The following is a 14,551-nucleotide window of genomic DNA, read 5'->3' as shown; positions in this document are numbered from 1 at the left end:
TCTTTACAATTTAAGCTCTTTAATTCTCTTTCTAACATCCATATATTTCTTAAAATTATATAAGAAAATAATTAGCGCTATTATAAAAATCATAAGTAACCAATAAAAATATTTTCTGAAAAAACTTCTTCTCTTGCTAACATTTTTTGCCTTATCAAGTGGAGTGTATTCAATCCTATGCCCTCTAACTAAAAGTCTATGTGAATTAACCATATAAGGTGTACAAGTCAAAAGGGTTACATAATCCTTTCCGCTTTCAACCAAAATTGGAGAAAAATCTGATGGCTCAACAACCAAAATCTGATCAACTTCATAAGCTAAAACAGTTTGAATATTGTGAACGAAAAACACATCCCCTTTTTGTAATTTATCCAGCTTTGTAAAAAGTGCAGCTGTTGGAAGTCCTCTATGAGCAGTGATTACTGAATGTGTACCTTCTCCACCCACTGGAAGAGAAGAACCCTCCAAGTGCCCTGCTCCTTTTTGTAAAATATCTTCTGAAGTTCCTGCATAAATCGGTAAATTCTCATCAATTTTAGGTATTTCAACATGACCTATCAACTCTCCAACTTGTAACATTCTCGCATACTCTGCTACTCCCCTATTTTTTTCTTCTTTAGAATAAGGGTCAGAAAGTTTGGAAGGATCAAGTGTTGAATTATATGCCTTAGCAAGTTTTATTCTCTCTTCTATTTCTTCTTTAGAGAGTTTTCCCGCTTCCTTTTCAAAGTTTTCAATACGCTTTCCACTATCAACTCTATAATACCATTGAGATACAAAAGGATACATCATAATGCAAAATCCGATTAAAAAGACGAAGATAAAAGGAAGTTTTGTCTTTTTCCAGCTTTTGCCTTTAGCTTTACTATCTTTAATTTTCATAAAAACCTCTATTTAATATTATCTACATCTATTTTTTCTAGTTTTTTACTAATTTTTTTCCTCTTTCTAACATAATAAAAAGTGGAAATAATTAAAATTACAAGTAAAAATAAAATAAAGTAGAATAAATACATATACCAAATATTCTTTTTACCTTCTAACAACTCCTTATCAACAAGGTCTTTGTCATATTCAACCCTATGTCCCCTGACTAATAATCTATGAGTATTAATCATATAGGGTGTACAAGTTAAAAGAGTAGCATAGTCTTTTCCTTCGGAAATAAGTAAATCATCAAAAGTTGAAGGCTCAACAACTTTGATTTGATCGATTTGATAAGCCAAAGTTTCAGCGAAATTATGAATATAAAATTTATCTCCAATTTGAAGTTTTGAAAGATTTGTAAATAAAGTTGCTGTAGGAAGTCCACTATGTGCAGTTATAACAGTATGTGTGTTAATTCCACCAATAGGAAGAGATGTACCTTCCAAATGACCTGCACCTTTTTGAAGAACTTCTTCATCAGTTCCCGCATAAATTGGCACATCAACAGCAATGGCAGGAATTTGAACATGTCCAATATACTCGTGAATTTCAATCATTCTCGCATATTCAGCCTTTCCCTCTTTCTTTTTTTCATCAGAATAAGGGTCCTTAGTAACTTCATTATGCAAAGTGCTATTATATGCCTTTGCCAACTCCATTCTTCTTTTAACTTCTTCTTTTGACAATTTTTCTTTTTCACTGTCAAAAGTTGAAATAATATTTTTTGATTCAACTCTATAATACCATCTTGTGATTATAGGATACATAAGTATCCCAAAACCAAGTAAAAAAACTAAAATAAAAGGCCAATTACTTTTCTTTTTGGACTTTTTCTTAGAAATTTTTATATCTATATCACTCATAAAAACTCCTTAAAAATATTAATCATTTAATATCAAAATATTAACAATTTATTAAATAATTCAAAAACGCTTAATTATGATTATATTATTTTTCTCAGAAAAATACAAGAGATAAAAGCATAAAAAAACCGTCATAGTTGACGGTATTTTATAATAGTGAAAAATCTTCCATATTCCAAATTTCTGTCGCTATTTCTGTATAAAAGTCTTTTTCGTGAGAGATTAAAAAGATTCCACCCTTATATTCCTTTAAAGCTCTTTTTAATTCTTCCTTTGACTCTGGATCAAGATGGTTTGTAGGTTCGTCGAGCATTAGAATATTTGTCTTTTCATTTAAAATCTTACAAAGTCTTACCTTTGCCTGTTCTCCCCCGCTTAAAACTTTCATCTGTGATTCGATATGCACAGTTGTAAGAGAACATTTTGCTAGGGCAGCACGAATTTTAAATTGTTCCCAACTCGGAAATTTCTCCCACATCTCATCAATTGGTGTATTGTTATTTTCGTAATGCTCTTCTTGTTTAAAATATCCTATTGCTAAGTTTTGACCAAAAGAAACAGAACCTGAAATAGCTTTAATATTCCCAAGAATTGTATTTACAAGAGTTGTCTTACCAAGTCCGTTCGCTCCTACGATAGCAATTCTATCTCCTCTTTCCATACGAAGATTTAAAGGCTTACTAATCGGTTTATCATAACCTATTACCAAATCTTCTGTTTCAAAAATTAATCTACTTGTAGAAGGAGCTGTTTCAAAATAGAATTCAGGCTTTGGTTTTTCTCTTACAAGCTCAATCTTTTCCATTTTATCAAGTTTTTTCTGTCTTGACATCGCCATATTTCTAGTAGCAACTCTTGCCTTATTACGTTGAACAAAGTCCTCAAGTTCTTGAATTTCCTGTTGTTGTTTTTTATAAGCCGCTTCAATCTGTCTTTGTTTCAACTCTTTCAGTCTTAAAAACTCGTCATAATCTCCAACATATCTATTTACTTCACAATTTTCAACATGGTAAATCAAATTAATTACCGAATTTAAAAATGAAATATCATGAGAAATTAAAATAAAGGCGTTTTCATAATTTTGTAAATATCTTCTAAGCCAATTTATATGCTCTTCGTCCAAGTAGTTAGTAGGCTCATCAAGAAGCAAAATATCAGGCTTTTCTAAAAGCAATTTTGCAAGTAAAATCTTTGAACGTTGTCCACCCGAAAGGTCAAAAGCGGGTCTATCAAGCCATTCTTTAATTCCCATATTATGAGCAATTTCATCAATCTTGGAATCAATCATATAAAAATCATTCGTTTCAAGCAATTCTTGAAGCTCCGCCGCATCAAGCATTATATCATCAAGTTCTTGACCTGATAATTCACCCATCTTCATATAAATATCATTTAATTCACTTTCAACTTCAAAAAGATATGAAAAGGCTGATTTTAAAACATCACGAACAGTCATATCCGCACCAATTACAGAATGTTGGTCAAGATAGCCAATTCTTACTCTCTTTGCCCATTCGATACTTCCCTCTTCAGCTTCAAGTTTTCCCGTAACCAAATTTAAAAAAGTACTTTTGCCCTCTCCATTTGGTCCAACAAGTCCTATATGTTCACCTTTTAAAAGTCTAAAATTTACATCTTTAAGTATTTGACGACCACCAAAGCTGTGGCTCAAATTTTTTACAGTTAAAATACTCATTTCTTCTCCTTTTAGTATAGCTCTACATATTTTACCATATTTTTTGATTTAAGTAAAAATTTAAACAACTAATTAAAAGGACATATATCTCAACACAAAAAAAGCCGTCATTTCTGACGGCAATGTTCAATATTAAAGTCTTTTAAGCATCTGATCTTGAAAATCCGTTTTTCATTTCACAACTTGCTGTAAAAAGTGTTTTGTCAAGCAAATCATTTGTTTGGTCTTTTACAAAATCTGTTATCTCATCATTTGCTTTTTCTAAAAATTCGTGAACATTCTTTATCTTTGATTTTTTCTTCAAAAATTCTTTATCATATTTATTTAAAAATGTACGACATTTTGATTGAACTGCATTTTGATATCTTTCAACATGAGAAGCTGTTGAAGGGAAATGTGCATCGCAAAGCGCTCCGATAATACGATTTATCCAATAGAAATTATCTGTTGAAGGAGTAAGAGTTGTATTTTCCAAATATTCAGGTGTTTTAGTAATATTTGCATAATATGGAACAATTGCATTAAATACATTTGAACCGAAGGATAACCACTCAATACTTCTAATTTCTTCAGGCATATAAGGTCTTATTTGAACTAGAGCCAAAACATCATTACGATTTATCCCTATAGGTCTAAATTTACCCTTTTGTGATAAATCTCCATTCTTTAGATATGGGTCATAAGGAGTTCCTTGATAGTGATTAGACATAATATATTTAACATCTTCTATTGTAATCTTCTTTTCAGGAATCATGCACCAAGGAAGATCATCACTATATGGCTTAAACTCAGCATCTTCGCCATCCCAATCAAAAGTATTTGGATTGAAATATCTTAGCATTACCCAAGCACGAGGTGTGTTGTAAGTATGATCCGCATCGGAATGACTTCCAAAAGCAACTCTCGGATTGAAAGGTTCTTTATAATCCTCATCATAATCTTCATCAAATTCGTCAATCAATTTACCAAGAGATAAGTCAAGGAAATTCTCTTCAACAAATTCTTTTAAATCTGATGAACACATAAATTCTTCTTTTGCTCCGTAAGCATCTTCAAAATCAAAATGATCAAGTCCGAATTGATTTGGCATTACAACATAAACCTCGTCAGGAACTCTTCTTGCTATCCAATGATGACCTCCAATTGTTTCAAACCACCAAATAGAATCTACATCTTGAAAAGCAATTCCGTTACTTTCATAAGTTCCATATTTTTCTATTAATGCACCAAGTCTTTCAACACCTTCCTTAGCACTATTTATATAAGGAAGAGTAATTACAACAAAATCTTCTTCACCTATTCCACCTTTTTTTATAATGTCAGGTTCAAATTCTACTAAAGGATCTGCTCCCAAAACTCTTTCATTTGTAGTAATTGTTTCTGTTGCAGTCATTGAAACATTTTTTTCATTAACGCCACATGCTCCCCAAACTCCACGCCATTTTTTTACATTTGGAAGACAAGTATAACGCATTGGATTTTTAGGCAATTCAATTTCACAATCTGTACGAACAGATTTATAATGAATTGGTTGATCCTTAGGCTCAACAACGATAAATTTTTTTGATTTAAACATTCCCGCTGAAGAATCTTCAATACGGGCAACCAAAGTTGAACCGTCATAACTTGCTTTTTTACCTATAAGAATTGTAGTACACATAACAAACCTCTCTTTCTAAATAATAATTATTATTAACTACAATTATATTATAACTCAAATTAACAAAAAAGTAAAAATATTTTTTGTTGTTTCACAAAAAACTTAACCATTTCTCCTATTTTAAATTATGGATACAATGAAAAACAAAATGCTTCACATCATAGTGCTTTGCAAATAAATGCACCTAACACGTCATCTCGACTATTTGTTTGTTTACAAGCAATAGTATTCCCGAAAGAAATCTAAACAAGATTTATTATGTATCTACGATACATTTACTTTTGCTTGTTTACAAGCAATAGTATGAGATCTTTCGACTTCGTTACACTTCGCTCAAGATGACGTATAAAGAGAATATCTTTGTCCAGTAGCCAGACGTTAACGGTAAATAAACTTAAAAATTTATCACAAAAAAAACAATTAACAGTTCCTCCATTAATTGTTTTTCATAATATAAAACTATTTGCTTTTTAATAATCTGTTGACTTCCTTTTGTACTTCTTCATAATTGTATCCTGCATTTTCAAGCCTTGCACGTCTTAATTCGCCATTGCCCCAGTTTCCTTGAATGACTTCTTTGGCGACATCTCTTATAGCTTTTTCATTTATAAAAGCTCTGTAATCAACCCAGCCCTTTAATTCCTTTACATAGTAGTAACTTCCCCATTTTCGAGTTAAAGTTACTTCTTCTGCTTGATAATTTTGAGTCGTTCCAATCATACTCTTATCTTCACAAAACCAAGGAAGACTGTCGATTGAATAGAAACCTTTAATTTTACTCTTTATATCCAAAAGCTCCATATATTCTCCTTCATTTTGAAATTCTTTTAATCTATATACAAAATAATGTGGTCTGCCTGCATAAACTCAGAGTTTATCGTGATTATCCACAGAAATTCCATTTGCAGAATAATTACAGTGAATAATTCTGTTTTCATCAATGAAAATTCCAGTATGTCCAAAACTCGCGCTATTATTTTCCTTTTTTCCCCAGATAAAAATATCTCCTCTTTTAGCATTCCAAGGAAGATTATCTGTTATCTTTTCAAAACCATTCTCTGTAAGCCATGAATGTTCGTGTTTAGTATCAATGGTCCAACCATTGCTTTTTGCCCCTGCAGACCTAAGTGCATAATATATGGAAGATGAACAATCATAACTAGAAGATCCATTCCTATTTTGCATAGAATAAGAAACCTTGCCTTTTCTGTTTTCAAACCACTTTATAGCCTTTTCAATATCTATCATAAAAACTCCTATTTAAGTTTAACAACTAATTCATTTATAGCCTTTGTAAGTTCATCAATCTTCTCTTCAAATCTAAGTAATAAAAATACAGAAAGAACAACAGGAAAGCCTACATTTGAAATACTTGCAATTATATTTTCCATTTTCCCCTCCTATCTTAAGCAAAAAAAGACCCAAAGGTCTTTTTTTACTAAATTACTGTTACTTCATCATAGCTTGTTGAAATAATATTAGCCTTTTTAATTCCAGTAACTTTTAAATTATCCTTAGCCAAAACTGACTTATAATCAAAAGTTTTTATAATATCAGAAGCTTCATCTGCTGATATATTTTTAATATTAGAAATTGTAAATGCCATATTTTTCCCATCCTCTAATATTAGAGTCATACTCAATGTCTTTTTCATACTTTCCCTCCTATTCTAAAGTTGTTTCTACGACTTTAATTGTTTCTTTTCTTGTACCGTCAATAAATTTTTCAACAAATTCTCCTAATTTTTTTAAATTTTCATCAGAAGATTCACTTTGAATATTCTTAACAGTAACACTTCTCTTTTTAGAATTAGCAAGGTTAAAACTAACCTTTAAATACTTTTTAGCCATATCTTTTCTCCTTTTTATTTATTTTGTAAGCCTTACACTTATATAATAAAAATTTTTTGAAAAAAGGGGGGGATAAGGTATATTTATTATTCCTTTAACTTGTTTATAGCGACTTTTTATGTTAAAATAATTAATACTAAGAAATTTGGAGGCAATATGAACAACGGGATATTTAGAATTATTTCGTACCTGATTTTATTAATTTATACATTATTTACCTTTGGTAATTTATATATGATATTACAAAAAAAGAATACGGAAAGAAATTTTTTCAATGTATTATTAATACCATTATTGGCATTATTCTATTTTTTTAGATTTAAAAACCATGATATTTTAATATATCTTGCTATTTTATTCTTCTGGATTGGAGATATTTTATTCACTAGAAGAAATAAGAAAAACATAATTATGGGTCTTCCTTTATTTATTATCGGAATGACTTTTTATATAATAAAACTTACTACATTTATAAAAATCACAAATTTAAACTATTTACTTACTATATTGCTAATAGTATTGTATTTTGGATTTGTAGCTTTTGAAATCATTGTTTCATTTGAATATGCGAGTGAATACTTTAGAAGAGATATAATCTATCTTTATGCATTTGCATTTTTTAATGCCTTACTTTGCATTTTGACAATTTTAATTGGAATTTTTAATTATAGAAGTGGTGCATTACTTTTGATTTTAGGAAGTAATCTATTCCTAATTTCAAACTCACTATTTTTATTTGTCACATTTGTTAAAAACAACAGATTTTTTAATATCTGTACGACATTGGTTTACACAATTGCAAAATTTCTCTTAATAATGGGTTTTGGACTATTGTTAATATAAACGACTGTATTCAGTCGTTTTTTTGTTGATGACGTATAAGGAATAATACTTCGTTTAGTAGCTAGATATTAATGGTAAATAAATTTCAAAAATTGTTTATTATTTAAAAACACTCTACATTTTATAATACTATTATTGATTGAAAAATTAATAATCTTATTCTTTCACAATAAAAATTCACGTCATAACACTTTGCAAAGTAATGCCCCCAACACGTCATCTCGACCGAAACGAAGCAAAGCTGAGTGTAGTGGAGAGATCTCATTACTATTATTTGTATACAAATAATAGTAAGTCCTGAAAGGACTAAAATAATATTTATATACTATAATTATAAAATCTCTAAATCTCCTTTTAGTATGAGATTTCCATAGTGGATGTATCTACGATACATTTACTTTTGCTAATGCAAAAGTATGAGATCTCTCCACGTTGGTCGAGATGACGTATAAGGAATAATACTTCGTTTCGTGGCTAGACGTTAATGGTAAATAAACTTCAAAATTTTTACAATAAAATAGTTCACATCTCATACATTAATATTAAATTCTTACACAAAGAACGAAACTCTTTCAAACATAAAAATATTACACGCTACCAAAGTGAATTATCGTTGAAATAATAACATTCTGATATACTTTTCAAATTTATAATATTTATTTAAAATATTTAATAAAAATATATTTTTCCATTGTTTTTTTATATCTTTTATGATAGAATAACCATAGTATTTATTTATCGGAGGTATATTGAATTGGAAGAAAAGAATATTGGAAGATTCAAAAAAGATATTGGACTCGAAAACTTTCTTTGCCTTGGTTTATTCCTAACTTTTTTTATCTTAATTGGTAGAAAAATGGGTGGAATAAATATGATCAAAACTATGATGAATACAGGTTTTGACTTGCTTATGAATGTTTGTCTTTACTTGATGGCGATTGCCGTATTGGCTGGAGCAATTTCAGGTCTATTCTCTGAATTTGGAGTAATAGCTCTTGTAAATAAACTTCTGTCAAAAATTATGAAACCTATTTATGACTTACCAGGAGCTTCATCTCTAGGTATGTTAAACTGTTACCTATCAGACAACCCTGCTATCTTAACATTAGCACATGATGATAACTTTAGACGTTATTTCAAAAAATATCAAATGCCAGCTCTTACAAATCTTGGAACTGCTTTTGGTATGGGTCTTATCACTACAACTACTATGATGGGACTTAATGTTGAAGGAGCTGTTACGAGTGCTTTAATCGGTAACTTGGGAGCAGTTATAGGTAGTGTAGTATCTGTTAGACTTATGATGCTTGCTACTAAAAAAATGTATGGAACGACTGAATATGTTGAAGTAAAATCAAGTGTTGAAATTCCGGAAAACTCAAGAGTTGTACGAGAAGGTAGTGCAGGTTCAAGATTCATTCAAGCTATCCTTGATGGCGGAAAAGTTGGAGTTGATATGGGACTTTCAATTATTCCTGGCGTTGTAATCATTTGTACATTAGTTATTATTCTTACAAACGGACCCGGAGCTGAAGGAGTCTATACTGGGGCAGCTAACGAAGGTGTTGGCATTCTTCCATGGATAGGATCAAAATTATCTTTCATACTTAATCCATTATTCGGTTTCAGCTCTCCAGAAGCAATAGCAGTTCCAATAACTGCATTAGGCTCAACAGGAGCAGCAATAGGAACAGTTGCAAAAATGGCAGCAGTAGGAAAAGTTTCTGGAAACGACATTGCAGTATTCACTGCAATCTGTATGTGCTGGAGTGGATATATCTCAACTCACATTGCAATGATGGATGCACTTGGAACAAAAGAAGCAACAGGAAAAGCATTAATCAGCCATACAATTGGTGGATTAGTTGCCGGAGCTGCAGCACATATTTTATATATGTTGTTCCATTTATTCTAAAAATTACAAATATTGGTAGCATTTTAATGCTACCTTTTTTATGCCTTAATTTATATTTAATAAAATTATCCTTTATGATATAATAATCTTATGTTTATATAAAATTTTTTAAGGGAGAGAGTTATGGATAAGGAAAAAGAAACTAGTAATAAACCAAACTTTATAAAAGAAAAATGGGAAAAGTTAAAAGAATATATAAATAAAAAATATGAAAAACAGCTAAAATATTTTAAAGAACGCAAGAAAAAAGTAGATAGATATTTTGTGATTATTCTTTCAATGTTAACATCATTATCAATTTATATGCTTTATGAAAGAAAAATTATAAATCAAGAAAATATATATGTACTTATGGCAATACTTACTATTAGCTTTATTGTTTATATTTTTAGTATTAGAAAAAACTTTAAATCAAAAAATATTAATGAACTTGATAAAGCTATATATATTTCTAATAGATTTTTAATAACATTATTATTTATGATTATTATAATTAAATCTATAAAAAATAGAGATTTACTTTTAATATATAATTTAACTAAAAGATTGATACAAAGAAATATTACTATATCATTTACAGTAATTATAACTTCCATAATAATAGTTTTAACAGTATTATCTCTTATTTTAATTATTAGAAGATTTTTCTTATTTAAAAAAATTAACAATACTAAAGAAACTCAATTACCTGCAAAAAGTCAATCTCAACCAAAAGAAAAAAACAATAAAAAAATGTGCACTTTAGAAGATATACTTTATGTTAAGTTTGAAGAAGATAATATTGATAAAATAATAATTAAAGATAGTGACGATGATATACCTGATGTTTTTAAAGTAGACAGAACTAAAGAGGAATTGAAAATTGCTATTAATAAATTTTCTACAATAGGAATAGTTGGAGAATGGGGAAGCGGAAAAAGCACAATTATAAACTCCACAATAAAAGAATTAGATAAAAATACCTTTATCTTAATAAGAGATTTTGACCCATGGACAATTAAATCTCAAGACTCTCTAATTTTAGCAATGTATAATATAATAATGGAAAATTTAGGCGAAAATATTAGCTATTATAAAAGAAAAAAAGTTCAAAATGCTCTAATTAATATATCTACTCATATCCCCTATGTAGGAAAAGGTATTGGAAGCTATTTAGAAAATAGAATAGATGATTATACTGAATATAAAGAAATTAAAGTTGATTTAGAAGAAAAACTAAAAAAATTTAATAAAAGGTTAATTTTTATTATTGACAATTTAGATAGAATGAAATCAGATAATGTTATATTTTTACTCACTCTAATAGAAACTCTATTTAAATTACCAAATATTACTTATATTGTTGCTTATGATAGAAATAGATTAAATACAATTTTTAAACATGAGCAAATAAATTCAAAGTATATTGAAAAAATAATAAACAAAGAAATATTTATGCCTATTTTAGATAGAAATACTTTAGAAGAATGTCTTGAAATTTTACTTAATATTTATAATTATAACTTGCAAAATTCTAAAGTAATAAAAACAATTTGTAAAAGATTTACAAATATTAGACAATTTATTCATTTTTGTAATTATCTCACAATAAAACCTGATTTTTTAAATGAATTAAATAAACAAAAAATTGAAAGTGATTATTTTATTATTCAAGCTATAAAATATTTAGACTATAATACTTATCTTAATATATACAATGATAGAGAATCCCTTGTAGATATTAAGCACAGAACAGAAACAATCTCAAATAAATATAAAGATTATGAAGACTTAATGTACTTACTTTTCTCTGAAAGTGAAAATAGAAAACACTCAATATTAAATCCTGTTTTATTTAAATTATGTTATTTACCTATAGAATCTAATATTCGAAAAATAAAATACTGTTTAGATGATCTAATTTCTAATTATAAATATTTTAGTCAAGAATATGAAGAATTAGAGAATTCTAATTATGATAAATATCAAAAAATATTGATAATTGATTGTTTAAATTTGAAAAGTCACCTAACAAAATATGATATTATGTATTCTTTTAGTTTACTAGAATCTGAAATTGCTTTTAATTTAAAAAATTTTAAAGATAAGATAGTATTGTGGGATTTATTTAGCAAATGCACCTCTCATAACGAAAATAGTCTTTATAATTTAATAAGGAGTAATAAGGATATTCCTAAATTAAGACGCTATTTAGATGAGAATATAGTTTCAGTTTTACTGGCTATCTTTGAAAGTTTTAGAGAAAACAATGATATTAATCGTATCCTTGATAATATACACGAAGATTACAAAAAAGACTCTAACAAATACTGCAAGAAAATGTTTATGTATGAATATAATTTTAATGAAATTTCAAATAAAAATCTTAATTTCTTAATTGATAAAATGTATGAACCTATCTTTAATAATCCTATAATTATAAAAGACGAAGATTTTTACTCTAAATTTTATAGTTATTTAACTAAAAGATATGATACTTGGTCTTATAAGATTATAAATTATATAGACAAACTATTATGTAAAGCAGTAACCAACGGAGAAAATTTATATGAATTTATTAACTTTTTTATAATAGAAAGAAGTCTTTTTTATAATCTAAGCCATTTAATTTCAGATATAATCTTAAATTCAACTTATATACACGATTTAATCGAAAAATACCCTCCAAAAGATGAAAAAGAGGAAAAAATAAAGAAAGATTTTAAAGAGAAATACCCCCCCAAAAAATAAAGGAGTGAATTTCACTCCTTTTTTAATTGCTTTAATTAGTTTATTAATTTGTATTGTTTTGCGATTTTTTTGATTTTGTCTAAGTCGCTTTTGTCGTATTCTTGTCTTAAGTCTCTAAAAATTTTAAAGTTTACCATTATGGTCTTTCCGCTATTTTCAATTGAAAAACTTCTTATTCTATCCCATCTGTAGAGCTTTGCAACTAATTGCCAAGGATGAATAATCCCTCTATCACTTATTCCTGCACTAATCATGCTTGTAAAGAATGCCAGCCACCAAGATAAAACTATTATATATCCAACCAAGTCATTTTTTAATCTATATCCTGCAAATAGCATAAAAGCTAATGCGATTATTAGAGTCATTAATGTAAATTTTGTAAACTTCACTTTTATGATACAAGTTAATCTTCGATAGATGTTAAAAATACATAAAAGTAAAGGAATTAAAATTAAAGGTAACATAGATTCTCCTTAAAATTCCATTTTTATACTTCTTTTAAAAAGATTATCCAAAATTTCTTTTGGGTCTTTTTTATTATATATTATTTCATAGACTGCATTTGTTATAGGCAATTCAACATCATACTTTTCGGACAAGTCCATTAATGCCTTTGTTGTATAATATCCCTCTGCAAGTTTTTCAAAGCTTTCGCCCTTTACAAATTTTTCTCCAAATTTTCTATTATTACTAAATTCGGAAAAAACAGTAGCTTCATAATCTCCAAGATGACAAAGTCCATATGCACAGCTTTTATCTCCACCCATTTTTTCAATAAGTCTTGCAATTTCTCGCGTTCCTCTTGACATCAACGCTCCTTTTAATGAGCTTAAATTAAATCCGTCAAGCATTCCCGCAGCGATACCTATTACATTTTTTGAAGCTGCTCCGATTTCATTTCCCAAGAGATTAGTTCCATAGTAAAATCTGATTAAATTACTTGAAAAAGAATCGACTAATTTTTTAACTAATTCCCTATCATCTGAGTCAATTACCATGCAATTTGGAATTCCATTTGTAAAGTCTTGAACATGTCCCGGTCCAATCCAAGCCCCACAAGAGTAATTTTCTCCTAGAATATCTTTTACAATCTTCGTAGGAGTAAAACCTGTTTTTATTTCAATTCCCTTCATACAGAGAATAATTGGAATATTTTTCTCTTTAAAAAGGGATTTGTTCTCATTTAATAAATCCCTTAAACCCTGTGTTCCAATAGAAATGATAATTAAATCTTTATCGAAAACATCATTTATATTTGTTGTTAAAGAAATTGACTTAGGAAGTTCAAGAAAATTATTTTTCCTATTCTCTAAAAAGTTTTTCATCTTTTCTGAAGTTTCTCTTCCGTATAAAGTAACGTCATTTCCTATTTTATCTAAATACCAAGCTATGAAACTTCCCCATCTTCCACAGCCTATAACAGCAATTTTCATAAAATCTCCTATTTTTCTTCTAACATGTCTATTCTTTTTTGATGACGACCACCCTCGAAGTCCTCTTCAATAAAAGTTTTTACAATGTCTTTTGCAAGTTCTATTCCAGTAACTCTTGCCCCCAAACAAAGGACATTTGCATTATTATGTTTTCTTGTCATTCTAGCTGAAAAACTTTCACTACAAAGACCTGCACGAATTCCTTTAACCTTGTTACAAGCTATTGAAATTCCGATTCCTGTTCCACAGATTGCAATTCCTAAAGAATTTTTATTTTCTAAAACTTTTTTACAAACAGCTTGTCCAAAAAGTGGATAATCCACACTTTCAGTTCCATCTGTTCCTACATTTATAACCTCATGTCCCAATTCTTCTAAAAATTTTACTAATTCATTTTTCATTTCAACTGCTGAATGATCATTACCAATTATTATCTTCATACAACTCTCCTTAATTGCTATTTAATATAACTAATAATAATATATTTCTTAAGTATAGTCAAGTATTTAAGTAACTTATAAAGATACTATATAGTAAATAATATAAATTTTAGTAACTTTATAATTGACCTTAGGTTAAAAAAGTGATATAATAATACCAAGAATTAGCAAACTTAACCCAACAACTTAAAATA

At 28.5% G+C, this 14,551-nt stretch carries 15 protein-coding genes; 3 read left to right on the top strand and 12 right to left on the bottom strand.

Annotated features, from left to right (window positions below; translation table 11 throughout):
* Positions 1 to 3: 3 nt before the first annotated feature.
* From VJI77_RS06415 to VJI77_RS06375, 9 genes are all read right to left on the bottom strand, one after another.
* On the bottom strand, positions 4 to 882 hold the full coding sequence (locus VJI77_RS06415; protein ID WP_323988795.1) for a class C sortase: 879 nt from the start codon (positions 880 to 882) through the stop codon (positions 4 to 6).
* A gap of 8 nt (positions 883 to 890) precedes the next feature.
* Complete coding sequence (locus tag VJI77_RS06410) at positions 891 to 1,790, bottom strand: class C sortase (protein WP_323988794.1); 900 nt, start codon at positions 1,788 to 1,790, stop codon at positions 891 to 893.
* Between the two features lie 148 nt (positions 1,791 to 1,938).
* Positions 1,939 to 3,486: an ABC-F family ATP-binding cassette domain-containing protein gene (locus VJI77_RS06405; RefSeq protein WP_323988793.1), complete on the bottom strand. Its 1,548-nt coding sequence runs from the start codon at positions 3,484 to 3,486 to the stop codon at positions 1,939 to 1,941.
* 142 nt (positions 3,487 to 3,628) lie between these two features.
* The gene (locus VJI77_RS06400) at positions 3,629 to 5,146 is read right to left on the bottom strand and encodes a C69 family dipeptidase (RefSeq protein WP_323988792.1); all 1,518 of its coding nucleotides are present in this window, start codon (positions 5,144 to 5,146) and stop codon (positions 3,629 to 3,631) included.
* Between the two features lie 459 nt (positions 5,147 to 5,605).
* Entirely contained in the window at positions 5,606 to 5,947 is a 342-nt protein-coding gene (locus tag VJI77_RS06395) for a hypothetical protein (RefSeq protein WP_323988791.1), read from the bottom strand.
* Positions 5,948 to 6,013: 66 nt separating this feature from the next.
* Complete coding sequence (locus tag VJI77_RS06390) at positions 6,014 to 6,394, bottom strand: peptidoglycan amidohydrolase family protein (RefSeq protein ID WP_323988790.1); 381 nt, start codon at positions 6,392 to 6,394, stop codon at positions 6,014 to 6,016.
* Positions 6,395 to 6,402: 8 nt separating this feature from the next.
* The gene (locus tag VJI77_RS06385; RefSeq protein ID WP_323988789.1) at positions 6,403 to 6,537 is read right to left on the bottom strand and encodes a YvrJ family protein; all 135 of its coding nucleotides are present in this window, start codon (positions 6,535 to 6,537) and stop codon (positions 6,403 to 6,405) included.
* Positions 6,538 to 6,584: 47 nt separating this feature from the next.
* Positions 6,585 to 6,800 (bottom strand): DUF2922 family protein, encoded by a 216-nt coding sequence (locus VJI77_RS06380; RefSeq protein WP_009354829.1) that lies wholly within the window; start codon positions 6,798 to 6,800, stop codon positions 6,585 to 6,587.
* A gap of 10 nt (positions 6,801 to 6,810) precedes the next feature.
* Positions 6,811 to 6,996 carry a hypothetical protein gene (locus VJI77_RS06375; RefSeq protein ID WP_009354849.1) on the bottom strand — a complete coding sequence of 62 codons (186 nt, stop codon included), beginning with the start codon at positions 6,994 to 6,996 and terminating at the stop codon, positions 6,811 to 6,813.
* 156 nt (positions 6,997 to 7,152) lie between these two features.
* Between VJI77_RS06375 and VJI77_RS06370 the strand changes: the two genes are divergently transcribed.
* The 3 genes from VJI77_RS06370 (at position 7,153) to VJI77_RS06360 (ending at position 12,484) form a co-directional block, all read left to right on the top strand.
* Positions 7,153 to 7,839, top strand: coding sequence for a lysoplasmalogenase family protein (locus VJI77_RS06370; RefSeq protein WP_323988788.1), 687 nt, complete (start codon positions 7,153 to 7,155; stop codon positions 7,837 to 7,839).
* A 754-nt stretch (positions 7,840 to 8,593) separates the two neighbouring features.
* Positions 8,594 to 9,754 (top strand): CD0519/CD1768 family membrane protein, encoded by a 1,161-nt coding sequence (locus VJI77_RS06365; RefSeq protein ID WP_293439898.1) that lies wholly within the window; start codon positions 8,594 to 8,596, stop codon positions 9,752 to 9,754.
* Between the two features lie 123 nt (positions 9,755 to 9,877).
* Complete coding sequence (locus VJI77_RS06360) at positions 9,878 to 12,484, top strand: KAP family P-loop NTPase fold protein (RefSeq protein ID WP_323988787.1); 2,607 nt, start codon at positions 9,878 to 9,880, stop codon at positions 12,482 to 12,484.
* Positions 12,485 to 12,519: 35 nt separating this feature from the next.
* Here the strand turns inward: VJI77_RS06360 and VJI77_RS06355 are convergent, their stop codons facing one another.
* From VJI77_RS06355 to rpiB, 3 genes are read right to left on the bottom strand one after another with little or no spacing between them, the layout of a single operon-like run.
* Positions 12,520 to 12,948 carry a hypothetical protein gene (locus VJI77_RS06355; protein WP_323988786.1) on the bottom strand — a complete coding sequence of 143 codons (429 nt, stop codon included), beginning with the start codon at positions 12,946 to 12,948 and terminating at the stop codon, positions 12,520 to 12,522.
* A 9-nt stretch (positions 12,949 to 12,957) separates the two neighbouring features.
* Positions 12,958 to 13,917 carry an NAD(P)H-dependent glycerol-3-phosphate dehydrogenase gene (locus tag VJI77_RS06350; protein WP_323988785.1) on the bottom strand — a complete coding sequence of 320 codons (960 nt, stop codon included), beginning with the start codon at positions 13,915 to 13,917 and terminating at the stop codon, positions 12,958 to 12,960.
* A gap of 8 nt (positions 13,918 to 13,925) precedes the next feature.
* Positions 13,926 to 14,357, bottom strand: a complete 432-nt coding sequence (gene rpiB / locus VJI77_RS06345) for a ribose 5-phosphate isomerase B (protein ID WP_323988784.1) — start codon at positions 14,355 to 14,357, stop codon at positions 13,926 to 13,928.
* Between the last annotated feature and the right edge of the window lie 194 nt (positions 14,358 to 14,551).

Origin of the sequence: Parvimonas sp. D2 (assembly GCF_035282635.1) — a bacterium.
GTDB lineage: Bacteria > Bacillota > Clostridia > Tissierellales > Peptoniphilaceae > Parvimonas.
The sequence above is the reverse complement of the archived record's forward strand: the minus strand, read 5'-3'. Positions and strand labels throughout refer to the sequence as shown.

Bases quoted from the DNA above. Each gene is read 5' to 3' on its own strand.
- VJI77_RS06415 (WP_323988795.1), bottom strand. From the start codon at position 882: ATGAAAATTAAAGATAGTAAAGCTAAAGGCAAAAGCTGGAAAAAGACA.
- VJI77_RS06410 (WP_323988794.1), bottom strand. From the start codon at position 1,790: ATGAGTGATATAGATATAAAAATTTCTAAGAAAAAGTCCAAAAAGAAA.
- VJI77_RS06405 (WP_323988793.1), bottom strand. From the start codon at position 3,486: ATGAGTATTTTAACTGTAAAAAATTTGAGCCACAGCTTTGGTGGTCGT.
- VJI77_RS06400 (WP_323988792.1), bottom strand. From the start codon at position 5,146: ATGTGTACTACAATTCTTATAGGTAAAAAAGCAAGTTATGACGGTTCA.
- VJI77_RS06395 (WP_323988791.1), bottom strand. From the start codon at position 5,947: ATGGAGCTTTTGGATATAAAGAGTAAAATTAAAGGTTTCTATTCAATC.
- VJI77_RS06390 (WP_323988790.1), bottom strand. From the start codon at position 6,394: ATGATAGATATTGAAAAGGCTATAAAGTGGTTTGAAAACAGAAAAGGC.
- VJI77_RS06385 (WP_323988789.1), bottom strand. From the start codon at position 6,537: ATGGAAAATATAATTGCAAGTATTTCAAATGTAGGCTTTCCTGTTGTT.
- VJI77_RS06380 (WP_009354829.1), bottom strand. From the start codon at position 6,800: ATGAAAAAGACATTGAGTATGACTCTAATATTAGAGGATGGGAAAAAT.
- VJI77_RS06375 (WP_009354849.1), bottom strand. From the start codon at position 6,996: ATGGCTAAAAAGTATTTAAAGGTTAGTTTTAACCTTGCTAATTCTAAA.
- VJI77_RS06370 (WP_323988788.1), top strand. From the start codon at position 7,153: ATGAACAACGGGATATTTAGAATTATTTCGTACCTGATTTTATTAATT.
- VJI77_RS06360 (WP_323988787.1), top strand. From the start codon at position 9,878: ATGGATAAGGAAAAAGAAACTAGTAATAAACCAAACTTTATAAAAGAA.
- VJI77_RS06355 (WP_323988786.1), bottom strand. From the start codon at position 12,948: ATGTTACCTTTAATTTTAATTCCTTTACTTTTATGTATTTTTAACATC.
- VJI77_RS06350 (WP_323988785.1), bottom strand. From the start codon at position 13,917: ATGAAAATTGCTGTTATAGGCTGTGGAAGATGGGGAAGTTTCATAGCT.
- rpiB (WP_323988784.1), bottom strand. From the start codon at position 14,357: ATGAAGATAATAATTGGTAATGATCATTCAGCAGTTGAAATGAAAAAT.